Source organism: Pseudomonas sp. NPDC077186 (assembly GCF_044543505.1).
Lineage (GTDB): Bacteria > Pseudomonadota > Gammaproteobacteria > Pseudomonadales > Pseudomonadaceae > Aquipseudomonas.
Map to the genome: position 1 here is coordinate 499,940 of NZ_JBITWE010000004.1, position 24,062 is coordinate 524,001.

At 65.0% G+C, this 24,062-nt stretch carries 19 protein-coding genes; 13 read left to right on the forward strand and 6 right to left on the reverse strand.

Annotated features, from left to right (window positions below; all coding sequences use genetic code 11):
• The first annotated feature begins 4 nt into the window (after nucleotides 1-4).
• The 4 genes from ACIGKL_RS17895 (at nucleotide 5) to ACIGKL_RS17910 (ending at nucleotide 5,107) form a co-directional block, all read left to right on the forward strand.
• Nucleotides 5-775, forward strand: a complete 771-nt coding sequence (locus ACIGKL_RS17895) for an alpha/beta fold hydrolase (RefSeq protein ID WP_397487811.1) — start codon at nucleotides 5-7, stop codon at nucleotides 773-775.
• On the forward strand, nucleotides 762-3,815 hold the full coding sequence (locus tag ACIGKL_RS17900) for a two-component regulator propeller domain-containing protein (protein ID WP_397487812.1): 3,054 nt from the start codon (nucleotides 762-764) through the stop codon (nucleotides 3,813-3,815). Before ACIGKL_RS17895 ends, ACIGKL_RS17900 begins: the two co-directional genes overlap by 14 nt.
• The gene (locus tag ACIGKL_RS17905; RefSeq protein ID WP_397487813.1) at nucleotides 3,812-4,453 is read left to right on the forward strand and encodes a response regulator; all 642 of its coding nucleotides are present in this window, start codon (nucleotides 3,812-3,814) and stop codon (nucleotides 4,451-4,453) included. The genes ACIGKL_RS17900 and ACIGKL_RS17905 overlap by 4 nt, the downstream gene beginning before the upstream one ends.
• Before the next feature lie 84 nt (nucleotides 4,454-4,537).
• Nucleotides 4,538-5,107, forward strand: a complete 570-nt coding sequence (locus tag ACIGKL_RS17910) for a helix-turn-helix domain-containing protein (RefSeq protein WP_397487884.1) — start codon at nucleotides 4,538-4,540, stop codon at nucleotides 5,105-5,107.
• On the opposite strand, the gene ACIGKL_RS17915 is transcribed toward ACIGKL_RS17910, so the two are convergent.
• Together ACIGKL_RS17915 and ACIGKL_RS17920 are read right to left on the reverse strand one after the other, a co-directional pair.
• Complete coding sequence (locus ACIGKL_RS17915) at nucleotides 5,108-5,710, reverse strand: glutathione S-transferase family protein (protein ID WP_397487814.1); 603 nt, start codon at nucleotides 5,708-5,710, stop codon at nucleotides 5,108-5,110.
• Between the two features lie 107 nt (nucleotides 5,711-5,817).
• On the reverse strand, nucleotides 5,818-6,975 hold the full coding sequence (locus tag ACIGKL_RS17920) for a PLP-dependent aminotransferase family protein (protein WP_397487815.1): 1,158 nt from the start codon (nucleotides 6,973-6,975) through the stop codon (nucleotides 5,818-5,820).
• A gap of 83 nt (nucleotides 6,976-7,058) precedes the next feature.
• Here ACIGKL_RS17920 and ACIGKL_RS17925 point away from each other — a divergent pair, with 83 nt between their 5' ends.
• The 5 genes from ACIGKL_RS17925 to guaD all read left to right on the forward strand — a co-directional run bounded on the left by ACIGKL_RS17925 (nucleotide 7,059) and on the right by guaD (nucleotide 14,229).
• Nucleotides 7,059-7,493, forward strand: a complete 435-nt coding sequence (locus ACIGKL_RS17925; RefSeq protein ID WP_397487816.1) for a MarR family winged helix-turn-helix transcriptional regulator — start codon at nucleotides 7,059-7,061, stop codon at nucleotides 7,491-7,493.
• A 282-nt stretch (nucleotides 7,494-7,775) separates the two neighbouring features.
• Nucleotides 7,776-9,215: a xanthine dehydrogenase small subunit gene (xdhA, locus tag ACIGKL_RS17930; protein WP_397487817.1), complete on the forward strand. Its 1,440-nt coding sequence runs from the start codon at nucleotides 7,776-7,778 to the stop codon at nucleotides 9,213-9,215.
• A gap of 62 nt (nucleotides 9,216-9,277) precedes the next feature.
• Entirely contained in the window at nucleotides 9,278-11,674 is a 2,397-nt protein-coding gene (gene xdhB, locus ACIGKL_RS17935; RefSeq protein ID WP_397487818.1) for a xanthine dehydrogenase molybdopterin binding subunit, read from the forward strand.
• Nucleotides 11,675-11,912: 238 nt separating this feature from the next.
• On the forward strand, nucleotides 11,913-12,743 hold the full coding sequence (xdhC, locus tag ACIGKL_RS17940) for a xanthine dehydrogenase accessory protein XdhC (protein WP_397487819.1): 831 nt from the start codon (nucleotides 11,913-11,915) through the stop codon (nucleotides 12,741-12,743).
• Between the two features lie 184 nt (nucleotides 12,744-12,927).
• Complete coding sequence (guaD, locus tag ACIGKL_RS17945; RefSeq protein ID WP_397487820.1) at nucleotides 12,928-14,229, forward strand: guanine deaminase; 1,302 nt, start codon at nucleotides 12,928-12,930, stop codon at nucleotides 14,227-14,229.
• A 190-nt stretch (nucleotides 14,230-14,419) separates the two neighbouring features.
• On the opposite strand, the gene ACIGKL_RS17950 is transcribed toward guaD, so the two are convergent.
• Entirely contained in the window at nucleotides 14,420-15,187 is a 768-nt protein-coding gene (locus tag ACIGKL_RS17950; protein ID WP_397487821.1) for a GntR family transcriptional regulator, read from the reverse strand.
• A gap of 594 nt (nucleotides 15,188-15,781) precedes the next feature.
• On the opposite strand from ACIGKL_RS17950, the gene ACIGKL_RS17955 reads away from it, so the two are divergent.
• Complete coding sequence (locus ACIGKL_RS17955; protein ID WP_397487822.1) at nucleotides 15,782-17,122, forward strand: NCS2 family permease; 1,341 nt, start codon at nucleotides 15,782-15,784, stop codon at nucleotides 17,120-17,122.
• 70 nt (nucleotides 17,123-17,192) lie between these two features.
• Here the strand turns inward: ACIGKL_RS17955 and ACIGKL_RS17960 are convergent, their stop codons facing one another.
• Entirely contained in the window at nucleotides 17,193-17,918 is a 726-nt protein-coding gene (locus tag ACIGKL_RS17960) for an amidotransferase (RefSeq protein WP_397487823.1), read from the reverse strand.
• A 607-nt stretch (nucleotides 17,919-18,525) separates the two neighbouring features.
• On the opposite strand from ACIGKL_RS17960, the gene ACIGKL_RS17965 reads away from it, so the two are divergent.
• The 3 genes from ACIGKL_RS17965 (at nucleotide 18,526) to ACIGKL_RS17975 (ending at nucleotide 20,074) form a co-directional block, all read left to right on the forward strand.
• A complete protein-coding gene (locus tag ACIGKL_RS17965; protein WP_397487824.1) occupies nucleotides 18,526-19,185 on the forward strand; it encodes a hypothetical protein in 660 nt (219 codons plus the stop codon).
• A 357-nt stretch (nucleotides 19,186-19,542) separates the two neighbouring features.
• Nucleotides 19,543-19,734 (forward strand): type III secretion system co-regulatory protein PtrC, encoded by a 192-nt coding sequence (gene ptrC, locus ACIGKL_RS17970; protein ID WP_397487825.1) that lies wholly within the window; start codon nucleotides 19,543-19,545, stop codon nucleotides 19,732-19,734.
• A gap of 73 nt (nucleotides 19,735-19,807) precedes the next feature.
• Complete coding sequence (locus ACIGKL_RS17975) at nucleotides 19,808-20,074, forward strand: PepSY domain-containing protein (protein ID WP_397487826.1); 267 nt, start codon at nucleotides 19,808-19,810, stop codon at nucleotides 20,072-20,074.
• A 228-nt stretch (nucleotides 20,075-20,302) separates the two neighbouring features.
• Here the strand turns inward: ACIGKL_RS17975 and ACIGKL_RS17980 are convergent, their stop codons facing one another.
• Together ACIGKL_RS17980 and ACIGKL_RS17985 are read right to left on the reverse strand one after the other, a co-directional pair.
• Nucleotides 20,303-22,447, reverse strand: coding sequence for a 3-hydroxyacyl-CoA dehydrogenase NAD-binding domain-containing protein (locus ACIGKL_RS17980; RefSeq protein WP_397487827.1), 2,145 nt, complete (start codon nucleotides 22,445-22,447; stop codon nucleotides 20,303-20,305).
• A 16-nt stretch (nucleotides 22,448-22,463) separates the two neighbouring features.
• Nucleotides 22,464-23,669, reverse strand: coding sequence for an acetyl-CoA C-acetyltransferase (locus ACIGKL_RS17985; protein WP_397487828.1), 1,206 nt, complete (start codon nucleotides 23,667-23,669; stop codon nucleotides 22,464-22,466).
• Nucleotides 23,670-24,062: the final 393 nt, after the last annotated feature.

The following is a 24,062-nucleotide window of genomic DNA, read 5'->3' on the forward strand; positions in this document are numbered from 1 at the left end:
CAACATGAGCCGGCAGGCCCTGTTTATCCACGGCACCTGGCTCACCCCGCTGATCTGGGGCCAATTTCGTCGTCGCTTCGAGGCCTGCGGCTACAGCTGCAGCGCGCCGGCCTGGCCGCTGCTCGCTGCCGACCCGGCGGGTCAGCGCAGCCAGCCGCCGCGGGCAACGGCCAGCCTGGGCATCGCCGCCATTCTCGCTCACTACGAAGGGCAGATCGGCGACCTCGCACAGCCGCCGCTGCTGATCGGCCACGACCTTGGCGGCCTGCTGGTGCAGCTGCTGCTCGACCGCGGGCTGGGCTGCGCCGGCATCGCCATCGCGCCACCGGCCCACGGCGGGCTGGAAGGGCTGCGCGGCAGCGGGCCCTGGTTGCTGCGCCAGGCGCTCTGGCGCGGCGTGCTGCACCTGAGCCCGCAACATTTCGCCCGCACTATGGCGCAGACCCTGACGTCAGAGCGGCAGGCCGCCGCCTACGCGCGGCATATCGTGCCGGCACCGGGCCGGGTATTCTTCGACAACGCGCTGGGCATCGGTAGCCGTATCGACTTCGGCAATCCCGACCGCCCACCGCTGTTGCTGATTGCTGCGGGCGCGGACCGTAGCGTCCGCCCCGCCGCGGTCGCGGCAGCCTATCGTCGCCACCGGGGCTCGACGGCGGTCACCACTTTCAAGCATTTCAGCGGCTACAGCCACTGGCTGATTGCCGAACCGGGTTGGGAAACAATTGCCGACTACTGCATCGAATGGGCACAAAACCAGCTTGGACGCTTCTGACTCGCCAACCGCCTCGCACCTTCCTCATCTGTTCGCGGCACTGGCCTTGCTGTGCCTGCTGCTCTGCGCCGCCGTTCGCGCCGACGCTGGCGAACTGCAGCAACGCTTCGAACATCGGCGCTGGACGCTCAACGACGACAGCCCCAGCCAGATCGGCGCCCTGGCGCAGACCCGCGACGGCTATCTGTGGCTCGGCACCCATGATTCGCTGTATCGCTTCGACGGCCTGAGTTTCACCCGCTACCGCGCCGCCGATCATCAGGAACTGGGCATAGTCTCCAGCCTGCTGGCCAGCGACCAGGGCCTGTGGGTGGGCCTGCGCAACGGCGGCGTGCGCCTGATCGACGCCGAGGGCGAGGTCGCGGCCGCCTTCGACCTGGGCCGCGGCACGGTCTACGCCCTGGCGCAGACCGCCGACGGCCAGCTCTGGGCCGCGGCCAACGACGGTCTGCTGCGCTTCGACGGGCAAAGCTGGCAGCAGCTTTCCAGCCAGGCCGGCTTCGTCGGCGCGAACGCCTACGCCCTGCTGGTCGATAGCAACGGCCGGCTATGGGTGGCCGACGAGCGGCGCCTCTATACGCTGGAGCCCGGCGCCCGGACGCTGCGCGACAGCGGCATCGCAGTCAGGCGTCCCCGGCAGATCGTCCAGGCGCCCGATGGCGCGCTGTGGCTGGCCGAACGCGATGGCGAGTCGGTACTGCGGCTGGATAGCTCGACCGGGCAGGCCAGTCGCATCGGGGTCGGCGAGCCGGTCAACGCCCTGCTGTTCGACCAACGTGGCACGCTGTGGCTGAGCACCGCCGGCAACGGCCTGCTGCATGTGGCGCAGCCGGATCGCCACGCGCTGGGCGGTTTCAACGCCATCGAACGCTTCGCTGCTCGCGACGGGCTCAGCTCCGACCTCGTTGCGCCGCTGCATCAGGACAACGAAGGCAGCCTCTGGATTGGCACGCACGATGGTCTGGATCGCCTGCGCGACCGACCGCTGCAACCGGCGGGCTTGCCCGCCAATGCGCAGAATCTGGCCCTGGTGGCAGATCAGACCGGCGCGCTCTGGGCCGGCAGCAGCAACCTGCCGGTGATGCGCCTGGATCGTGACGGCCTGCATCATCTGCCGCTGCAGACGCCGATCAGCGCCACCGCCCGCGACAGCCAGGGCAACGCCTGGCTGGCCGGTCCACAGGGCGTCTGGCGCAGTGTCGGCAAGAGCCTGCAGAAGGTCGCCGAGCTGCCGGTGGAGCACAGCCTGGACTCCGCGGTGCGCGCCATGCTGGTGGATCGCCAGGGCGACCTGTGGCTGTCGGTCAATCGCCAGGGCCTGTTCGTCCTGCGCGACGGGCGCTGGCAGAAGCTGTCGCCGCCGAGCGCCGAGGCGACCCAGCAGATGCCGGTCAGCGCCGCCCTGGCGCCCGATGGCGGCCGCTGGTTCGGCTATCGCGACAATCTGATCGTCAGCCACGACGACGGCGGCGAACGCCATTGGGGCGCGGCCGAAGGCCTGGATGTCGGCCATGTGACCGCCATGGCCCATCAGCCCGGTCATGCCTGGGTCGGCGGCCAGCGTGGCCTGGCGCACTTCGACGGGCAGCGCTTTCAGCGCCTGCCGCTGCCGGACAACGGCCTGTTCGACAACCTCTACGCCATCGTCCCGGTGCAGGTCGAAGCGGGCGAGGATCTCTGGCTGCAGGGCAAGGGCGGCATCTTCCAGCTGCCCGCCAGCGAAGTCGAACGGGCTCTGGCGAACCCCGAACACCCTATTCGCTACCGCACTTACGACCTGCGGGGCGGTCTGAACAACGACCCGCACCAGGTGCTGGCCCTGCCCACCGCAGTGCGCAGCAGCCAGGGCCAGTTGTGGTTCGTCACCCGCAGCGGCGTGGTCGGCCTGGATCCGCTGCGTACTCCACAACACGCTGCTCCGCCGCGCGTGCGCATCGAATCGCTGGTGGTCGACGGCGCAACGCGCTCGCTCACCGCGCACCAGGCGCTGCCGGCGAACAGCCGGCGCCTGACCGTCGGCTACGGGGCACTCAGCCTGTCCGCCCCGGAGGGGGTGCACTTTCTTTATCGCCTCGATGGCTTCGATCACGACTGGCAAGCTGCCGGTCGCCAACGCGAGGCAACTTACACCGGCCTGCCGGCCGGCGATTACCGCCTGCGCGTGCGGGCGCTGAATCAGCATGGCGTGCCCAGCACAGAGGATGCCGAGCTGAGTTTCAGCATCGCCCCGGTGTTCTACCGCCACCCGCTATTCGTGCTGGCGCTGGGCGCCGGCTTGCTCGGCACGCTGCATCTGCTCTACCGCAGCAACACGCGGCGCGCGGCGGAGCGCCTGCGCACCCGCCTGGAAGAACGCCACGAGGAGCGCGAACGCATCGCCCGCGAGCTGCATGACACCCTGCTGCAGGGGGTGCAGGGGCTGATGCTGCATGTGCAGGCCGCGGCAGACAGCCTACCTGCCGAGCAGCCCGCCCGCAGCCTGCTGGAAAAGGCGTTGGACCGCGCCGACCAGGTGATCGGCGAGGGTCGCGAGCGGGTACGCGATCTGCGCAGCGTGCAGCACCCGCCCGCCGATCTGGCTCAGGCGCTGCACGACCTGGGGCGCTTGCTGGATGGCCCGGACGTTGCCTACCAGATCGAGATCAACGGCACGCCTTGCGCGCTGCACCCGGTGGTGTACGACGAGCTGTACCAACTGGCCCGCGAAGCCGTCGCCAACGCCTTCCGTCATGCCCAAGCCAGCACGATACGCGTACAGCTGGACTACAACCCGCAGCAGTTCGAGCTGCAAGTCATCGATGACGGCTGCGGTATTCTCGCCGACTATCTGCAAGGTGCCGCGCCCGTCGATCACTGGGGCCTGAAAGGCATGTACGAACGCGCCACCAAGATCGGCGGCATGCTCAGTATTCACAGCGCCCCCGGCCGGGGCACTCGGGTGCAGTTGGCCCTGGTCGGCCCGCTGGCCTACCGCGAGCGGCAAGCTCGCCCGCGCCGCTGGCTGGACTGGGCGAGATTCGCAAGGAGTCCCCACCGATGACCCGCAAAGAACCTATCCGCGTGCTGGTCGCCGACGACCACCCCCTACTGCGCGAGGGCATCGCCGCCGTGATCGCCACGCAGGAAGACATCGACCTGGTCGGCGAGGCCGGCGATGGCCGCGAGGCGCTGGAGTGCTTTCGCCGCCTGCGCCCGGACGTCACCCTGATGGATCTGCAGATGCCGCACATGAACGGCATCGAGAGCATCCAGGCCATCCGTAGCGAATACCCGGATGCACGCATCGCCATCCTCACCACCTACCGTGGCGATGTGCGCGCCCTGCACGCCATCCAGGCCGGTGCCCAGGCCTATCTGCTGAAAAGCGGCCTGCGCAAGGAGCTGATCGAAACCATCCGCAGCCTGGCCGCCGGCAAACGCCATATTCCGCCGGAAATCGCCGCCGAACTAGCCGAGCATATCGGCCAACAAAGCCTCAGCCCGCGCGAGGTGGAAGTGCTGCAGGCCGCTGCCCTCGGCTATTCGAATCGCGATATCGCCCTGCAGCTGCGCATCACCGAGGACACGGTCAAGGGCCATATGCGCCTGATCATGGACAAGCTGAGTGCCAACAACCGCACCCATGCTGTGGCCATCGCCGTGCAACGCGGCATTCTCGAGGTCGGCCCACCACTTTAGTGTTGTCAGCCGCCCCCTCCTTGTGAGCTGTGCACCGCCGCTGACGCCGCGCATGCTCTGCTCTTCAGACAAGGAGGCTTGCAGATGGGCTCGCTCGGGGAATTTCAGCCATTTGCGCCCTGCCCGCTCCAGGCCGGACGCGACCCGCAGGCACTCGCACGTATCGCCGCCCTGCTCGCCGAGGCCGAAACGCTGCTGCTAGAAGACACGCAGAGCGCCTACTTGCATGTCGAGCAGGCCATGACGCTGCTACGCCAGGTCAACGCCTGCTCGCAGTGTGGCATTCGTCATTGCACAAACGGTCTGACACGCTGGCAGACGCGACGCCTGGATCAGTACATCAGCGACAACCTGGCCGCTGCCATTCGCACCTGCGACCTGGCCGCTCAGCTCAAACTGAGCAGCAGCCATTTTTCCCATGTGTTCAAACAGACCTTCGGCATCACGCCACTGGCCTACGTGGCACGCAAGCGCATCGAAGCAGCCAGAGAGATGATGCTGGCCACCGACCAGCCATTGACGCAGATCGCCCAGGCCCACGGTTTCTGCGACCAGTCGCATTTCAGTCGCACTTTTCGCCGCGAGACCGGGCTGAGCCCCTTGATGTGGCGGCAGCGCTGCGCCGCGAAGGCGCAGGCTGCCACCGAGGGTTGATCAGCCCAGCATGGTCACGTGACGCGGATGACTGGCGACGCGTTCGAGCCAGGCGCGAACCGCCGGGAAGGCTTCGAGGCTGAAGCCGCCCTCGTCGGCCACATGGGTGTAGGCATACAGGGCGATATCGGCGATGGAGTAATGCTCACCGACCAGATAGGGCGTACGTTCGAGCTGTTTCTCCATCACTTTCAGGGCCTTGTAGCCGAGCTTCAGGCAGCGCGCGTGCTCCTCGCGGCGCTCCTCGGGCAGGCCCTGGTAGAGCTGGATGAAACGCGCCACCGCAACGTAGGGCTCGTGGCTGTACTGTTCGAAGAACTGCCACTGCAGCACCTGGGTGCGCAGGCGCGGCTCGCTGGGCAGGAACTCGCTGCCCTCGGCGAGGTAGTTGAGGATGGCGTTGGATTCCCACAGGCAGGTGCCGTCGTCCAGCTCCAGCACCGGGATCTTGCCGTTGGGGTTCTTGGCCAAGAAGGCTTCGCTCTGTGTCTCGCCCTTGAGGATATCGATGGGAATCCACTGGTACTCCTTGCCCAACAGATGCAGCATCAGCTTGACCTTGTAGCAGTTGCCCGAGCGGTAGTCGCCGTAGACCTTGAACATCGCGTTGCCCTCCCCGTATTTCCTTCATTTCCTGGTAGGAGCCGGCTTGCCGGCGATCCGCCTCAACCAGAGCATCGCCAGCAAGCTGGCTCCTACGCTACAAGCCTCTACTTCGCCTGTGCCTCTTGAATCACCGCTGCCAACCGGCGCAACCCTTCGCCCAGGCGCTCCGGCGCCACGTGGCTGAAATTCAGTCGCAGATGGCCTGGGTTGGCGTCCGGATCGATAAAGAACGGCTCACCCGGCATAAAGGCGACGTTCTGCGCCAGCGCCGCGTCGAGCAGCGTGCGGGTATCCAGCGGCTGCTTGAGGGTCAACCAGAAGAACAGGCCACCCTGCGGAATCTGCCACTCGGCCAGCTCGCCGAAGTGCTCCAGCAGCGCGGCCTGCATGGCGTCGCGGCGGATGCGGTAGAAATCGCGCAGCTCGGCCAGGTGGCCACGGTACTGCTCGCTGCCCAGCCACTGCAGCGCCTGCCACTGGCCGATGCGGTTGGTGTGCAGGTCGGCCGACTGCTTCAGGCGCAGCAGGTGCGGGTACAGATCCTTGGTGGCGATCAGGTAGCCGACGCGCAGGCCCGGCAGCAGGGTCTTGGATACGGTGCCGGTGTAGATCCAGCTGGCCTTCTGCAGGCGGCTGACGATGGGCGTGGCTTGGCCTTCATCGAACACCAGCTCGCGGTACGGCTCGTCCTCGATCAAGGTCACACCGAACTCGTCGAGCAGCGCCGCTACCGCTTCGCGCTTGGCTTCGCTGTAGCGGGTGCCGGACGGGTTCTGGAAAGTCGGGATCAGGTAGGCGAAAGCCGGCTTGTGGCGCTCCAGACGCTGGCGCAGCGCCGCCAGCTCGGGGCCGTCGGCCTCCTGCGGCACACTGATGCAATCGGCGCCGAACAACTGGAAGGCCTGCAGCGCCGCGAGGTAGGTCGGCGCTTCGAGCAGCACCTCGGTGCCCGGATCGATGAACAGCTTGGAGGCCAGATCCAGGGTCTGCTGCGAGCCGCTGACGATCAGCACCTGGCTGGCCTCGCAGGGCACACCCAGGGCTCGCGCCTCGGCGGCGATGGCTTCGCGCAGGGCCGGCTCGCCCTCGCTCATGCCGTACTGGCCCATGCTCGCCGGCATCTCGGCCCAGTCCACCTTGGGCAGCATGGGCTCGGCGGGCAGCCCGCCGGCGAATGACATCACCTCCGGACGCTGCGCCGCGGCGAGGATTTCACGGATCAGGGAGCTTTTCAGGCGGGCGATGCGTTCGGAGAAGGCCATGGGGTGTCCTGGGGTGCAAAAGGCTGGAAATTTAAGTCAAACTGCTTGACCGAAACTACGCCGCCGCTCGGGGATACGTCAATATGCCTGACCTAAAAAACCCAGCCGTCCAGCAGGCCGCCATGGAAGCCTTCTTCTTCGGCTACCAGGCCTTCACCGCCAAGCCCGACGAGATGCTGGCCAAGCGCGGCCTGTCGCGCGTGCACCACCGCATTCTGTTCTTCATCGCCAAGTACCCTGGGCTGAGCATGAAGGAGCTGCTGGGCTATCTCGGGGTGAGCAAGCAGGCGCTGAACACGCCGCTGCGCCAGTTGATGGAGATGCACCTGGTGCACAGCGAGGCGGCGGCGGACGACAAGCGCAAGCGCCTGCTCGGCTTCACCGCCGAAGGCGCCAAACTGGAGCAGGCCCTGCGCCGCGAACAGGCGCGCCTGCTGCAGCGGGTGTTCGCCGAAGTCGGCGAAGAGGCCGTGCAGGGCTGGCTCAAGGTCAACCAGGCGCTGACCCTGCGCCGCTGACCCCGCACGCGGGCGCTCTGGCAGACCGACGGGCGCCCCTCCTGGCGATCCAGGCACACCGCTGGCACAAAAACCGCTAGCCTGAAAACAGGCCTCTCGACCCGCGCCCGGCTCATAACCGAATTGCATGACAATCGGCTGACCAAAGGGTCAAATATTTGTTGACCCAAAAGTCAGAAAACTCTAGATTGGCCCCATGGCAGCCCGCGCCAGGGCCTTGCAGTGCGTGCATCACCTGGCCAGCCAACCGAGTCATAACAATAAAGTGCCTGGAGGTCGTCCTTGATCCAGTTTTTACTCAACCGGGAGCTGCGCACCGAGCATGCCCTGGACCCCAACGTCACCGTGCTCAACTACCTGCGTGAACACGTCGGCAAGACCGGAACCAAGGAAGGCTGCGCCTCCGGCGACTGCGGTGCCTGCACCGTGGTGGTGGGCGAGCTCGAGGGCGACCGCGTTCGTTATCGCACCCTCAACTCCTGCCTGACCTTCGTCTCCAGCCTGCACGGCAAGCAACTGATCACCGTCGAAGACCTCAAGCATCAGGGCAAGCTGCACAGCGTGCAGCAGGCGATGGTCGACTGCCATGGCTCGCAGTGTGGCTTCTGCACCCCCGGTTTCATCATGTCGCTGTTCGCCCTGCAAAAAAATTCCAGCGGCTATGACAAGGGCGCTACGTTGGAGGCCCTGGCCGGCAACCTGTGCCGCTGCACCGGCTACCGCCCGATCATCGACGCCGCCGAGCAGGCCTGCTGCCAGAAGCAGCCGGATCAGTTCGATGCCTTCGAAAGCAACACCGTGGCCCGGCTCCAGGCCATCGCCCCGCGCGAGACGGCCGAGCTCAACAGCGGCGACAAGCGCTGCCTGGTGCCGCTGACCGTCGCCGACCTGGCCGACCTCTACACCGCCAACCCGGAGGCACGCCTGCTCGCCGGCGGCACCGACCTGGCCCTGGAAGTCACCCAGTTCCACCGCGAGCTGCCGGTGATGATCTACGTCGGCCATATCGAAGACATGAAGCGCATCGAAGTGACCGACAGCGCCATCGAGATCGGCGCGGCCGCGGCCCTGTCCGACTGCTACGAAGCGCTGTCGCGCGAGTACCCGGACTTCGGCGAGCTGCTGCACCGCTTCGCCTCGCTGCAGATCCGCAACCAGGGCACCCTGGGCGGCAATATCGGCAACGCTTCGCCCATCGGCGACGCCCCGCCGCTGCTGATCGCCCTCGGCGCGCAGATCGCCCTGCGCCAGGGCAACACCCGGCGCATCCTGCCGCTGCAGGACTACTTCCTCGACTACAAGGTGACCGCGCGCCAGGAAGCCGAATTCATCGAGAAGATCATCGTCCCGCGCGCCCAGGCCAACCAGGCGTTCCGCGCCTACAAGGTGTCCAAGCGCCTGGACGACGACATTTCCGCCGTCTGCGCCGCCTTCAACCTGACGATCGTCGACGGCGTGGTCAGCGAAGCGCGCATTGCCTTCGGCGGCATGGCCGCCATCCCCAAACGCGCCAGCGCCTGTGAAGCGGCTCTGGTCGGCTCGGCCTGGTATCCGGGCGTGATCGAACGTGCCTGCGACGCGCTGGGTGAGGACTTCACCCCGCTGTCGGATTTCCGCGCCAGCAAGGAATACCGCCTGCTCACTGCCCAGAACCTGCTGCGCAAGTTCTTCCTGGAGCAGCAGTCGCCCGAGGTCGAAACCCGGGTTACCGCTTACGCCTGATGGCGCAGTGAATTGATACGCCGCCGGCGCGCCCGGCGGCATGCGAAGTTTTGGAGGCGAAGATGTCCAGTCATATCGAACACAAATCCCAGGAAGAGCTGGCCGCCCTGTTCCGCGCCGGCATGACCAGCGGCGTCGGCCGCAGCGTCAAGCACGAGAGCGCGGACAAGCACGTGTCCGGCGAAGCGGTCTATGTCGACGACCGCCTGGAATTCCCCAACCAATTGCACGTCTACGCGCGCCAGTCGGATCGCGCCCATGCGCGCATCCTGCGCATCGACACCCGCCCATGCTACGAGTTTCCGGGCGTAGCCATCGCCATCACCAAGGACGACGTACCCGGCCAGCTGGATATCGGCCCGGTGGTCGCCGGCGACCCGCTGCTGGCCGACGGCAAGGTTGAGTACGTTGGCCAGGTCGTGCTGGCGGTAGCCGCCGACAGTCTGGAAACCGCGCGCAAGGCAGCGATGGCCGCGATCGTCGAATACGAAGACCTGGAGCCGGTGCTCGACGTGGTCGAGGCCTACCGCAAGAAGCATTTCGTGCTCGCCAGCCACACCCATCGCATCGGCGACTCGGCCAGCAAGCTGGCCAGCGCCCCGCGTCGCCTGCAGGGCACCCTGCATATCGGCGGCCAGGAGCACTTCTACCTGGAAACCCAGATTTCCTCGGTAATGCCCACTGAAGACGGCGGCATGCTGGTCTACACCTCGACGCAGAACCCCACCGAGGTGCAGAAGCTGGTGGCCGAAGTGCTCGGCGTGCCGATGAACAAGATCGTCATCGACATGCGTCGCATGGGCGGCGGTTTCGGCGGCAAGGAAACCCAGGCCGCCGGCCCGGCGTGCCTGTGCGCAGTCATCGCCCATCTCACCGGCCGGCCGACCAAGATGCGCCTGCCGCGCATGGAAGACATGAGCATGACCGGCAAGCGTCACCCCTTCTATGTCGAGTACGACGTCGGCTTCGATGAAGATGGCCTGCTGCACGGCATCGAGATGGACCTGGCTGGTAATTGCGGCTACTCGCCGGATTTGTCCGGCTCCATCGTCGACCGCGCCATGTTCCACTCGGACAACGCCTACTTCCTCGGCAACGCCACCATCAACGGTCATCGCTGCAAGACCAACACCGCGTCGAACACCGCCTACCGCGGCTTCGGCGGCCCGCAGGGCATGGTCGCCATCGAGGAAGTGATGGACGCCGTCGCCCGCAGCCTGGGCAAGGACCCGCTGGAAGTGCGCAAGCTCAACTACTACGGCAAGACCGAGCGTAACGTCACCCACTACCACCAGACCGTCGAGCACAACGTCATTCACGAAATGACCGCCGAGCTGGAGCAGAGCTGCGAGTACGCCAAGCGCCGTGAAGAAATCCGCGCCTTCAACGCCAAGAGCCCGGTATTGAAGAAAGGCCTGGCCATGACCCCGGTGAAATTCGGCATTAGCTTCACCGCCACCTTCCTCAACCAGGCCGGCGCGCTGATCCATATCTACACCGACGGTTCGATCCACCTGAACCACGGCGGCACCGAGATGGGCCAGGGCCTCAACACCAAGGTCGCGCAGGTGGTGGCCGAGGTGTTCCAGGTCGATATCGAGCGCATCCAGATCACCGCCACCAACACCGACAAGGTGCCCAACACCTCGCCGACCGCAGCAAGCAGCGGCGCCGACCTCAACGGCATGGCGGCGAAGAACGCGGCCGAGACCATCAAGCAGCGCCTGGTCGACTTCCTGGTGCGCGAGTACAAGGTCACCCCGGAAGACGTCGAATTCCGCAACGGCCAGGTGCGCGTGCGCGAGCACTTCCTGTCGTTCGAAGAGATGATCCAGAAGGCCTACTTCGGCCAGGTCTCGCTGTCGTCGACCGGCTTCTACCGCACCCCGAAGATTTACTACGATCGCGACAAGGCAGCCGGCCGCCCCTTCTACTACTACGCCTACGGCGTGGCCTGCGTGGAAGTGCTGGTCGACACCCTGACCGGCGAATACCGCATGCTGCGCGGCGACATCCTGCATGACGTCGGCGACTCGCTGAACCCGGCCATCGACATCGGCCAGGTCGAGGGCGCCTTCGTCCAGGGCATGGGCTGGCTGACCATGGAAGAGTTGGTGTGGAACGCCAAGGGCAAGCTGATGACCAACGGCCCGGCCAGCTACAAGATCCCGGCCATTGCCGACATGCCCATCGACCTGCGCGTGAAGCTGGTGGAAAACCGCAAGAACCCGGAAGACACCGTGTTCCACTCCAAGGCCGTCGGCGAGCCGCCGTTCATGCTCGGCATCGCCGCCTGGTGCGCCCTCAAGGACGCCGTGGCCAGCCTGGCCGACTACAAGGTGCAACCGCAGATCGACGCCCCGGCCACGCCTGAGCGCGTACTCTGGGGTGTGGAGCAGATGCGCAAGCTGAAGGCCGCGGCCAAGGCTGCCAGCGCTGCCGAGGTCGAGCCGGCCTGACGCCGATACAGCCTCAGGCTGCCGTGGGAGGGGCTTTAGCCGCGACTATCGCCGCTAAAGCGCCTCCCACAGATATGAGAACCGTCTTTCGACGAAACAGGTGTACAACAATGACAAAACACACCGAACCGAATAACCGCCCCGCTCGCCCGGCTCCGGTGCCGATTCTCGACCCTTCGCCGAGCAACTGGCGCCTGCCGCGCCCGGGACAGACCACGCCTTCCTGGAGGCTGAGCAAATGAGCTGGATCAGTGCCCTCGCCGAGCTGCAGCAAAAAGGTGAAGCCTGCGTGCTGGTGACCATCATCGAGGAACGCGGCTCGACGCCGCGTAATGCCGGCTCGAAGATGGTGGTCACCGCCGAGCGCATCTTCGAGACCATCGGCGGCGGCCATCTGGAATACAAGGCCATGGAAATGGCCCGCGAGATGCTCGCCAGCCGCAGCCAGGACACCCGCCTGGAGCGCTTCTCCCTCGGCGCCAGCCTGGGCCAGTGCTGCGGCGGCGCCACCGTGCTGCTGTTCGAACCCATGGGTCAACCACAGGCGCAGATCGCCGTGTTCGGCGCCGGCCATGTCGGTCGCGCGCTGGTGCCGCTACTCGCCAGTCTGCCGTGCAAGGTGCGCTGGATCGACTCGCGGGAGAACGAATTTCCCGAGCATATCCCCGCCGGCGTGGAGAAGATCGTCAATGACGAAGTAGTCGACGAGGTGGAGAACATGCCGCCCGGCAGTTACTACATCGTCATGACCCACAATCACCAGCTCGATCTGGAGCTGACCGCGGCGATCCTCAAACGCGGCGACTTCGCCTACTACGGCCTGATCGGCTCGAAGACCAAGCGCGTCAAGTTCGAGCATCGCCTGCGCGAACGCGGCTTCGAGGAATCCCTGATGGCGCGCATGCGCTGCCCCATGGGCCTAGCCGAGGTGAAAGGCAAGCTGCCGGTGGAGATTGCCGTGTCCATCGCCGGCGAGGTGATCGCCACCTACAACGCAAGCTTTGGTCAGGACGTGAAGAAGGGCGAATCCAGCGTCGCCAAGCTGCTGCCGGCCTCGCGCCGGTCCTGACTCTCGGTGCGCACGGCGCACCCTACGGGCCGAGATCCTAGGGTGTCGCGGGGCCGCCTAGGCCGTGCGCACGACGAATTCGCGCCGCGCCCAGTAGGGTGCGCCGCGCGCACCAATAACACCGCATTGCCAGTGGTGCGCACAGCGCCCCCTACGCACTGCCCGCCCAATCGAGACGTAATAGATGACTACCAACACCAAAGCCTACCGCGCCGCCATCCTGCACAGCCTCGCCGACCCGGCCGTGGTTGGCGTCGAGCAGTCCTACCAGTATTTCGAGGACGGCATACTGCTGATCGAAAATGGCAAGGTCGCCCAGGTTGGCGCTGCTGCCGAGTTGCTGCCCAAGCTGGCTGGCGTCGAGGTCCAGCACTACCGTGACGCGCTGGTCACCCCCGGTTTCATCGACACCCACATCCACTACCCGCAGACCGGCATGATCGCCTCCTACGGCGAGCAACTGCTGGACTGGCTCAACACCTACACCTTCCCCACCGAGCGGCAGTTCGCCGACAAGGCCCATGCCAGCGATGTGGCGGCGATCTTCCTCAAGGAACTGCTGCGTAACGGCACCACCACCGCCCTGGTGTTCGGCAGCGTGCACCCGCAGTCGGTAGACGCCTTCTTCGAGCAGGCCGACAAGCTCAACCTGCGCATGATCGCCGGCAAGGTGCTGATGGATCGCAACGCCCCGGACTACCTGACCGACACTGCCGAATCCGGCTACGCCGAGAGCAAGGCACTGATCGAGCGTTGGCACGGCAAGGGCCGCCTGCACTATGCGGTCACCCCGCGCTTCGCCCCGACCAGCACGCCGGAGCAACTGGAGCTGGCCGGCAAGCTGCTTCAGGAATATCCCAACCTGTATATGCACACCCACCTGTCCGAGAACCGCAAGGAGATCGAGTGGGTCAAGGCGCTGTTCCCCGAGCGCAAGGGCTACCTGGACGTCTACGACCACCACAAGCTGATCGGCCCACGCGCGGTGTTCGCCCATGGCGTGCACCTGTGCGACGAGGAGTGCAAGCGCCTGGCCGAAACCGGCTCGGCGGTGGCCTTCTGCCCCACCTCCAACCTGTTCCTCGGCAGTGGCCTGTTCGACCTGAACAAGCTGGAAGCGCATGGCGTGCGCGTCGGCCTGGGTACCGACGTCGGCGCCGGCACCAGCTTCAGCCAGCTGCAATCGCTGAACGAGGCGTACAAGGTGATGCAGCTGCAGGGCAACAAGCTCGACCCGTTCAAGTCGCTGTACCTGGCCACCCTGGGCGGCGCCAATGCGCTGTACCTGGACGACAAACTGGGCAACTTCCTGCCCGGCAAGGACGCCGACTTCCTGGTGCTGGACTACAACGCCACGCCGCTGATCAGCTACCGCATGCAGCAGGCCAAGAGCCTGGAGGAACGTCTGTTCGCCCTGACCATGCTCGGCGATGATCGCGCCGTGAAGGAAACCTTCGCCGCCGGTGTATCGGTGCATCAGCGCTAACCGTAGGGTGCGCCGCGCGCACCACGGCCACGAGGAAATGGTTGGTGCGCGCGACCTAGGTGGCGACACCCCAAGGTCAGGTCGGCGGTGATAAGTTGGTGCGCACGGCGCACCCTACGTCAGGGATTCGCTACGAACGAAAAAGCCCCGATGCTCGCGCAGCGGGGCTTTCTTGATTACACGCAACGAATCAGCGGTTGGCGGCGCTACGCCCGGACTTCTTCTTGGTCTGCAGCAGGTGCGAGAACACCGCGTGCAGATCGTCCGAGGCGCTTTCCTCGTCCAGGTTGAGCTTGCTGTCGATATGGTCCATGTGGTGCATCATCAGGTGCACCGCGCGGGCCGCGTCGCGCGCCTCGATGGCGTCGATCAGCTGATTGTGCTCGTCGTAGGAGCAATGCGAGCGGCTGCCGCTTTCGTACTGGGCGATGATCAGCGAGGTCTGCGACACCAGGCTGCGCTGGAAGCTGACCAGCGGCGCATTGCGCGCAGCCTCGGCCAGCTTGAGGTGGAACTCGCCGGACAGGCGGATGCCGGCACCGCGATCGCCGCGGGAGAAGCTGTCCTGCTCGTCCTTGACCATCTGCCGCAGCTCGGCCAGTTGCTCGGCCGTGGCGTGCTCGACGGCCAGCTCGGTGATGGCGCGCTCGACCAAACGGCGCGCATAGAAGATCTGCCGCGCTTCCTCGACACTGGGGCTGGCGACCACCGCACCGCGATTCGGCCGCAACAGCACCACGCCCTCGTGGGCCAGGCGCGACAGCGCGCGACGAATGATGGTGCGGCTGACGCCGAAGATCTCGCCCAGCGCCTCTTCGCTCAGCTTGGTGCCGGGCGCCAGGCGCTGTTCGAGAATGGCATCGAAGATATGGGCGTATACGACATCGTCCTGAGTCCCGCTGCGGCTGCTTTTGCCGGTGCGCGGCTGCTTCTTGAGGGGCTGCAATTGATCGTTCATTCTGGCTCGCGTCAATGAGAGTCGGCGACACTGCGACTCTACTGTGTTCTACCCGGTGGCTGACAAGCGCCGGAAGAAGAATCATCGGAAAAAAATTAGGCCAATTGTACACAATTCAACCAACCGATGCACCAGAGCTGTATGACCACCTCGTTTCTGGCTCAACCGGGTGAATACGACGAACGGCGGACCGGCTCAAATTCTTTCCTTATATAGCCGGCATTTCTCAGGCCATTACCGGCTAACCAGGCATCTTCCCCTGCCCGAAGACCTTGATCGCGATGCCGAGCACGGCGTCACACAAAATCCTATCTAACTGTTTTACATGGGTTTTCTAAAAATCGGCGACAGTCATTGTCGCCAATTGCGCCCGTTCTCGTGGCAAACACGGCCTAGGGTGCGATTTATGCAACATTAAAAACATTAATTGCATTTTTTGTATACAACAGCATAATCGCGCCTGAGTGACTTCTTGACCGCTCGGTCAACAACTTAGCCAGGAAGCACCGCGAACGCACCGCCTGCCTCAGAGAGCCGCTGTCCTCGCGCAAGGCTCTGGGCGGTACACAACAAGAGAGATGAGGAGTACCCGCTGTGGAAAGCGTCAAACAAGAACAACAGGCGTCTCAACTGGCAAGGACCGGTCTGCTCGACCGTTTCTTCAAGCTGACCGAGCACCGCACCACCATCAAAACCGAGTTGCTGGCCGGCCTGACGACCTTCGTCACCATGGCCTACATCATCTTCGTCAACCCCAACATCATGGCCGGTGCCGGCGTCGACCACGGCGCGGCCTTCGTCGCCACCTGCATCGGCGCGGCGCTGGGCTGCTTCCTCATGGGCCTGTACGCCAACTGGCCGGTGGGCCTGGCGCCGGGCATGGGCCTCAACGCCTTCTTCACCTACACCGTGGTCGGCGAGATGGGCTACAGCTGGCAGATCGCCCTCGGCGCAGTATTCATCTCCGGCGTGCTGTTCATGATCATGAGCCTGTCGAAGATCCGCGAGTGGCTGCTCAACAGCATCCCCATGAGCCTGCGCTTCGCCATGGGCGCCGGGGTCGGCCTGTTCCTCGGCCTGATCGGCCTGAAGACCGCCGGCATAGTCGTCGACAGCCCGGCCACCCTGCTGACCATGGGCTCGTTCGGCAACCCCAACGCCCTGCTCGCCGCCGTGTGCTTCCTGCTGATCGCCGTACTCAGCCACCGCAACGTGTTCGGCGCCATCCTCTTCAGCATGCTCGGTGTCACCGCCCTGGGCTGGGCCCTGGGTCTGGTGGAGTACGGCGGCCTGGTGTCGATGCCGCCGAGCCTGGCGCCGACCTTCCTGGCCATGGACATCGCCGGCGCGTTCAACGTGGCCATGATCAGCGTGATCCTCGCCTTCCTCTTCGTGAACATGTTCGACACCGCCGGCACCCTGATGGGTGTGGCCCATCGCGCCAACCTGGTGGACGAGGACGGCAAGATCCAGAACCTGTCGCGCGCGCTCAAGGCCGACTCCACCTCCAGCGTGGTCGGCGCCGTGGTCGGCTGCCCGCCGGTGACCAGTTACGTGGAGAGCGCCTCGGGCGTGGCCGCCGGCGGCCGCACCGGCTTGACCGCCGTGGCCGTGGGCGTGCTGTTCCTCGCGGCGATGTTCTTCGCCCCGCTGGCCGGCATGATCCCCGCCTACGCCACCGCCGGCGCGTTGATCTACGTGGCGATGCTGATGATGAGTGGCATGGCCCATATCGACTGGAAGGACCACACCGACACCATCCCGGCCATCGTCACCGTGGTGATGATGCCGCTGACCTTCTCCATCGCCAACGGCATCGCCCTGGGCTTCCTCACCTACGCCACGCTGAAGCTGCTGACCGGTCAGCGCGACAAGGTGTCGGTAAGCCTGTACGTGCTGTGCGTGATCTTTATCGCCAAGTTCGCCTTCCTCTGACGGCAAACGCCTCGCGTTGATCGAAGCCCCGGCCTTGTGCCGGGGTTTTTCAGGTTGCCGGGGCGAGGACTCAGGCCTTGGCCTGCTTGCCCTGGGCGACGAAGCGCATCATCCATTCGGCCACAGTACTGCCCTGCTGGTGATGCTTCAGGCTCTCCACCCCCTGCTGGTAGACCTGCTCGCCGAGATGCTGCTGACGCAGGTCGAGCAGCGCCTTGGAGTAGTCGTGGACGAACTCGGGGTGGCCCTGGAAACACAGCACCTGATCCTCGATGTGGTAGGCGCCGATCGGGCAGAAGTCGCTGGTGGCCAGCAGCGTGGCCTTCTCCGGTAGGCGGGTGACCTGGTCCTGATGGCTGATCAGCAGTTGCAGCTCGTCCAGCGCCGGGCTCATCCAGGCCGGCTGGTTCTCCAGACGGTAGCTGTGCACACCGACGCCCCAGCCCTGCTCCGCACGCTCGGCCTTGCCGCCGAGCAGCAGCGCCAGCAGCTGATGACCGAAGCAGATGCCGAGCAGCTTGTCGCCACGCTGGTAGCGCTCCAGCAGGTAGGTCTTGAGGGCCTGAATCCAGGGCTCGGCGCCGAAGGAGTCGGCCTTGCTGCCGGTCACCAGGTAGGCGTCGAACTGCTCGCTGTCCGGCGGGTAATGCCCCTCCACCACGTTGTAGACACTGAACTGCGCGGCAACCGGCTGCTGGGCGAACAGCTGCTCGAACATGCGGCCGTAGCCCTGGTACTGGTCGACCAGTTCGGGGCGGAGGATGTCAGTTTCCAGGATGCAAATACGCAGTGACATGAGGTTTCCTGAGGTGAACGCCGAGGGAGGGTGATTTGTGCGTTTTTCTTAACATATGAACCTGCCCAAGGAAATAGCGTTGCCGCTCAAGGGGCGGGATATCGACGCCGTCCTCGACGACCGGAACCGCTTCGCCCATCGTCAAGAAAATTTTACGGAACGTTCGGCACCTATCGAGGATTCGATACCGCCCGTCGCGTCGACTCAACGGCGCCGGGAAAGCGGCAGACGCAACCAGAATGGGCTTTCTGGTCAAAAAATGCTCAGCAGATCACAGCGCCGGGGGCCAAAGTCGACGAACGGCTGCTCAAAAATTGAACTATGGCCTTTACCATTGTTCCTACAGTCGTGGGCCCCTCCCCCGGCTTGGGCATTCGGCCCACCCCGAACTCCACACTCCCCCCTGAATCTGGAAGATTCCTTGACCGCAAGAGATTGCGTCGGTGGTTGGTTATTGCCCAGACACAGGAGAACTTCTGCAACTCATAACTAGCAGAACCGTGACAAGCGACATTTATTAATCGAATAAATCCGAGTCGGCACCAACTTAGCAAGTTCAGGTGCACGTACATCTTTTACTTATTAATTGCAGAACACGAGGTACCCCATGGATCTTTACACTTTTCTGATTTCGGCACTGCAGCAAAAGGAAACCATGGAGCTGATGCGTCTAGGGATAGTCTACGTTCACCTGATCGCCTGCTGCGTGGCAGTCGGGCTGGTGCTCACCAGCGACATCGCCATGGTCAAGCAACTGCTCAAGGGCGAAGGCGCCAAGCAGTGCAGCGAACATCTGGAACATCTGAAGAACGTGGTGGGTCTCTCGCTCCTCGTGCTCTGGATCAGCGGCCTCGCCATCATCGCCCTGGACGCCTCCAGCGCCGGCATGCAGTACTTCCTCAACCCCAAGTTGCAGGCCAAGATCAGCATTGTCGTGCTGCTGACCATCAACGGCGTGGTGCTGCACAGCCTGGTACTGCCGGCCCTGCAGAAGACCGGTTCGCTGCTCAAGCTGCCGGTGAGCATGCGTAACCTGGCGATCTTCTCCGGTGCGCTGTCCGGCGTGTCCTGGTTCTATGCCGCCCTGCTCGGCGTTGGCCGCCCGCTGGCCTGGAAGTATTCGCTGGTCGAGCTGATGGCCGCCTACCCGCTGATGATCGTCGGCGGCGCCCTGGCCATGCTGGCCCTGACCAAGTGGTCGATGAGCCGCAGCGAAGAACATCACCAGAGCTGGATGCAGAGCAACTACGCCCTGGCCACCCGCTGAGCGAAAAGGGCGAACAGGGATGTTCGCCTTTACTTATAAAGTTGCCACTCGCGACAACTTTATTTCTATATATAACACCCGCCCTCGTATAACTTTCCCGCACAACTTATCACTTCCGTTTTTCGTGCGCGGCTTTATCAGCACGCTCGATAGTCACCATAAATGCCTTTGACTTCTGTCGTCCGCGCGTCTGCCGGATGATCGCGGCATCGGGCCCCCGCCCACTTGCCCAGAAGGACAATGCCATGAGCCGTTACGCCGCCCTCGCCAGCCTGTTCGCCGCCACCGCCTATCACGGCAGCAGCGCCCCCCGCCCCGCTCCGGCGGACAAACCCAGCGTTCGCTGAGGCCGCCGTCATGCCCAGCCAGCTCAGCCTGGACGCCTACGGCGTCACCTATGCCCGATTCGACGGGCACCGCCTGCAGTTCGAAAGCGAAGCCGCCCTGCAACTGGACGACGGCAGCATGCTGACCCTGCGCATGCCGACCCGCCACAGCGAAATACTCGCGATCCACGAAGCGGTTCGAGGTTGGTGCCAGGCTGCCTGATGCAGACGGCCTGGACTAGACTCAGGACGCGCGCCATCCGGCGCCTGCTTCCACGGACAGAGGAAACCGCACGATGCCCACACGCAACCTGATCACCCTGCTCGCCGGCGGCCTGCTGCTGGCCGGCAACGCCCTGGCGGATCCTCCCGGCAGCGACTGGATCAGCATCGAAGATGCCCTGAGCAAGGCCCGCGCGGCCGGCTACACCGAGCTGCACAAGATCGAGGCCGACGACAACGGCTACTGGGAAGGCGAAGGCCTGAAGCAGGACGGCCGGCTCTACGAGTTCCGCATCGACGGCAAGAGCGGCCAGGTCACCCGCGACCAGCTGGAAGATTGATCCGGCCAGCCAATAAAAACGGCCCTTGCGGGCCGTTTCTTATTCAGACATAGCAGCGACACCTCGGTGCGCATACACCCTACCAGGGCATCCCGAGCAGGGTGCGCCGTGCGCACCGAGAGCATTTCGCTACGAGGCTGAGACTCCTCCATAAGCGGTGCGCACGGCGCACCCTACAATGCCCGTCGACTCTCCCGAGAAGCGCTAATCGCAGGCCGCTTTTACCAGTCAGAACCTCTCGCTCCTGGAAGCTTTCTCCAGCAACAGCGCCGGCGGCAGGAAGCGCTCGCCATACTGCTCGGCCAGGTACTGGGCGCGGGCGACGAAGTCCTGCACCCCGTACTGGTTGATGAACTGCAGCGCGCCACCGGTCCAGGCGGCGAAGCCGATGCCGAAGATCGAGCCGATATTGGCGTCGGCCACCGACTTCAATACGCCCTCCTCCACGCAACGCACCGTCTCGATCGCCTGAATAAATAGGATGCGGTCACGCACGTCCTCCTGGGAGATCTGCGCGTCGGCCTTCTCGAAGCGCGCCTTGAGCTGCGGCCACAGGTGCTTCTTGCCGCCTTCCGGGTACTCGTAGAAGCCACCACCGGCGGCCTTGCCCGGGCGCTTGTATTCCTTGAGCATCAGGTCGATCACGGCGAACGCCGGGTGCTCGGGAATGCGCTTGCCCTCGGCGGCCAGGTCCGCCACGGTCTGCTGGCGGATATGCTCCATCAGGCTCAGCGACACTTCGTCGCTGATCGCCAGCGGGCCCACCGGCATGCCGGCCTTGCGCGCCTCGGCCTCGATCATCGCCGCGCTCACACCCTCGCCGAGCATGGCGATGCCCTCGTTGGTGAAGGTGCCGAACACCCGCGAGGTGAAGAAGCCGCGGCTATCCTCGACCACGATCGGGGTCTTCTTGATCTGCAGCACGTAGTCGAAGCCACGGGCCAGGGTCTCGTCGCTGGTCTTGGCGCCCTTGATGATCTCCACCAGCGGCATCTTGTCCACCGGGCTGAAGAAGTGCAGGCCGATAAATTTGTCCGGACGCTGAACTGCAGTCGCCAGGCCAGTGATCGGCAGGGTCGAGGTGTTGGAGGCGATCACCGCATCCGGCAGCGCGGTGGCCTCGGCGGAGACGTTGACCTTGGCCTTCAGGCCGCGATCCTCGAACACTGCCTCGATGATCAGGTCGCAGCCTTCAAGGTCAGCGTCGCTGGCAGTCGGTTTGATCCGGGCGAGGAAGGCATCGCGCTTCTCGGCCGTCATCTGGCCGCGACTAACCTTCTTGTCGAGCAGCTTGGCCGAGTAGGCCTTGCCCTTCTCCGCCGCCTCGATGGACAGGTCCTTGAGCACCACCTCGATGCCGGCGGCCGCCGACACATAGGCGATGCCCGCGCCCATCATGCCGGCGCCGAGCACGCCGACCTTCTTGGTTACGTATTGCGCGATGCCCTGCGGGCGCGAGCTGCCGGCGTTGATCTGGTTGAGCTGGAACCAGAAGGTGCCGATCATGTTCTTCGCCACCCGGCCGCAGGTCAGCTCGGTGAAGTAGCGTGCCTCGATGATCTGCGCGGTGTCGAAGTCGACCTGCGCACCCTCGACGGCGGCGCACATGATCTTCTCCGGCGCCGGGAAGCAGCCCTTGGTCTTGTCGCGCAGCACGCTCGGGGCGATGGCCAGCATCTGCGCGACATTCGGCGAACTCGGCGTACCGCCGGGAATCTTGTAGCCCTGCACGTCCCACGGCTGCTTGGCGCTCGGGTTGGCGGCAATCCAGGCGCGGGCCTTGGCCAGCATCTCGTCCGGGGTGGTGGCGATATCGTGAATCAGGCCGGCCTTGAGCGCCGCATCCGGGCGCACCTTCTTGCCTTCGGCCAGGTACGGCAGCGCCTTCTCCAGGCCGAGCAGGCGCACCATGCGTACCACGCCGCCACCGCCCGGCAGCAGGCCCAGGGTCACTTCCGGCAGGCCCAGCTGCACGCTGGAATTGTCCAGGGCGATACGATGGTGGCAGGCCAGGCAGATTTCCCAGCCGCCGCCCAGGGCGGCGCCGTTGATCGCGGCGACCACCGGCTTGCCCAGGGTCTCCAGGCGGCGCAGCTGGCCCTTGATGCCCAGGACCATGTCGTAGAACGGCTTGGCGTCGGCCTGGGTGACCTTGATCAGCTCGCCCAAGTCGCCGCCGGCGAAGAAGGTCTTCTTCGCCGAGGTGATGATCACCCCGGCGATGGCGTCCTTCTCGGCCTCCAGGCGCGCGACGGTCTGGCCCATGGCCTCGCGGTACACCGCGTTCATGGTGTTGGCGCTCTGGCCGGGCATATCGATGGTCAGGACGACGATATTGTCCTGGCCCTTTTCGTAACGGATGGCGTCAGTCATTTTTCTTATCTCCGCCTCAAACTCTTTCGATGATCGTTGCGATGCCCATGCCGCCGCCGACGCAGAGCGTGGCCAGGCCGTAGCGCAGCTGGCGCTTCTCCAGCTCGTCGAGCAAGGTGCCGAGGATGGCGCAGCCGGTGGCGCCCAGCGGGTGCCCCATGGCGATGGAGCCGCCGTTGACGTTGACCTTGTCCTCGGCAACGCCCATGTCCTTCATAAATTTCATCACCACCGAAGCGAAGGCCTCGTTGACCTCGAACAGATCGATGTCGTCGATGGCCAACCCGGCCTTGGCCAGGGCCTTGCGCGTGGCCGGCGCCGGGCCGGTGAGCATGATGGTCGGGTCGGTGCTGGTCACCGCGGTGGCGACGATGCGTGCGCGCGGCTTGAGGCCCAGCTCCTTGCCCTTGGCCGCGGAGCCGATCAGCATCAGCGCGGCGCCGTCGACGATGCCGGAACTGTTGCCCGGGGTGTGCACGTGCTCGATGCGCTCGACATGGCTGTAGACGCGCAACGCGGTGGCGTCGAAGCCCATCTGGCCCATCATCTCGAAGCTCGGCTTGAGCTTGCCCAGGCCTTCGAGGGTGGAATCGCCGCGGATAAATTCGTCGTGGTCGAGCAGCACGATGCCGTTCTGGTCAGTCACCGGGATCAGCGACTTGTTGAACGAGCCGTCTTTGCTGGCGCGCGCGGCCTTGTGCTGCGAGCGCAGGGCGAAGGCGTCGACATCGGCGCGACTGAAGCCTTCCAGGGTGGCGATCAGGTCGGCGCCGATGCCCTGCGGCACGAAATTGGTGTGGATATTGGTTTCCGGGTCCATCACCCAGGCACCGCCGTCCGAGCCCATGGGAATGCGCGACATCGACTCCACGCCGCCGACCACCACCAGGTCCTCGAAGCCCGAGCGCACCTTCATCGCGCCCATGTTCACCGCCTCCAGGCCCGAGGCGCAGAAGCGGTTGAGCTGCACGCCGGCGACGCTGACGTCCCAGTCGGCGACCATCGCCGCGGTCTTGGCGATATCGGCGCCCTGGTCGCCCACCGGGGTCACGCAGCCGAGGACGATGTCGTCGACCTGGCTGGTGTCCAGCTCGTTGCGCGCTTGCAGCGCGCCGAGCAGGCCGGCGATCAGGTTGACGGGCTTGACGCTGTACAGCGCGCCGTCCTTCTTGCCCTTGCCGCGGGGCGTGCGCACCGCGTCGAAAATATATGCTTCGGTCATGGCGTCCTCGAGGGTCGTGCGGCGCTCGGCAGCGCCTGTTCTTATTGAGCCTCCCTACCATAGCGCCAGGCGCCAAGCGCTCAATGACCGAAGCGCTCAGGCCCATTGACCGCTGAGCTCAGACGAACGGTCGTTTACTCCGCACGCGCCGGCGAAGCCCAGGCGAGGCGTCTGCCTCCGGGCTCGCTGGTGCATGGCCAGAGGCCATGCATAGCCCGAAATTCCTAGCAGCTCGCTGCTAGCAACCAAGTCATCTAAAGGATCTGTGACGCCAGCCCTAGAGTTATTCCTGCACCCGTCGCGAAACGGGCGCAGGGAACCGCCGCCGGGTCATGCCGGGGCGGTGAGTCAGACCACGCTAAGGCGTGACGCTGCAGCCCGCAGTGCGCTATC

Excerpts from the sequence above, each read along its gene's own strand:
- ACIGKL_RS17975 (WP_397487826.1), top strand. The coding sequence starts at position 19,808 with ATGCCCACACGCAACCTGATCACCCTGCTCGCCGGCGGCCTGCTGCTG.
- ACIGKL_RS17965 (WP_397487824.1), top strand. The coding sequence starts at position 18,526 with ATGGATCTTTACACTTTTCTGATTTCGGCACTGCAGCAAAAGGAAACC.
- ptrC (WP_397487825.1), top strand. The coding sequence starts at position 19,543 with ATGCCCAGCCAGCTCAGCCTGGACGCCTACGGCGTCACCTATGCCCGA.
- ACIGKL_RS17950 (WP_397487821.1), bottom strand. The coding sequence starts at position 15,187 with ATGAACGATCAATTGCAGCCCCTCAAGAAGCAGCCGCGCACCGGCAAA.
- ACIGKL_RS17905 (WP_397487813.1), top strand. The coding sequence starts at position 3,812 with ATGACCCGCAAAGAACCTATCCGCGTGCTGGTCGCCGACGACCACCCC.
- guaD (WP_397487820.1), top strand. The coding sequence starts at position 12,928 with ATGACTACCAACACCAAAGCCTACCGCGCCGCCATCCTGCACAGCCTC.
- ACIGKL_RS17915 (WP_397487814.1), bottom strand. The coding sequence starts at position 5,710 with ATGTTCAAGGTCTACGGCGACTACCGCTCGGGCAACTGCTACAAGGTC.
- ACIGKL_RS17985 (WP_397487828.1), bottom strand. The coding sequence starts at position 23,669 with ATGACCGAAGCATATATTTTCGACGCGGTGCGCACGCCCCGCGGCAAG.
- ACIGKL_RS17960 (WP_397487823.1), bottom strand. The coding sequence starts at position 17,918 with ATGTCACTGCGTATTTGCATCCTGGAAACTGACATCCTCCGCCCCGAA.
- xdhC (WP_397487819.1), top strand. The coding sequence starts at position 11,913 with ATGAGCTGGATCAGTGCCCTCGCCGAGCTGCAGCAAAAAGGTGAAGCC.
- xdhB (WP_397487818.1), top strand. The coding sequence starts at position 9,278 with ATGTCCAGTCATATCGAACACAAATCCCAGGAAGAGCTGGCCGCCCTG.
- ACIGKL_RS17920 (WP_397487815.1), bottom strand. The coding sequence starts at position 6,975 with ATGGCCTTCTCCGAACGCATCGCCCGCCTGAAAAGCTCCCTGATCCGT.
- ACIGKL_RS17910 (WP_397487884.1), top strand. The coding sequence starts at position 4,538 with ATGGGCTCGCTCGGGGAATTTCAGCCATTTGCGCCCTGCCCGCTCCAG.
- ACIGKL_RS17925 (WP_397487816.1), top strand. The coding sequence starts at position 7,059 with ATGCCTGACCTAAAAAACCCAGCCGTCCAGCAGGCCGCCATGGAAGCC.
- ACIGKL_RS17980 (WP_397487827.1), bottom strand. The coding sequence starts at position 22,447 with ATGACTGACGCCATCCGTTACGAAAAGGGCCAGGACAATATCGTCGTC.
- ACIGKL_RS17895 (WP_397487811.1), top strand. The coding sequence starts at position 5 with ATGAGCCGGCAGGCCCTGTTTATCCACGGCACCTGGCTCACCCCGCTG.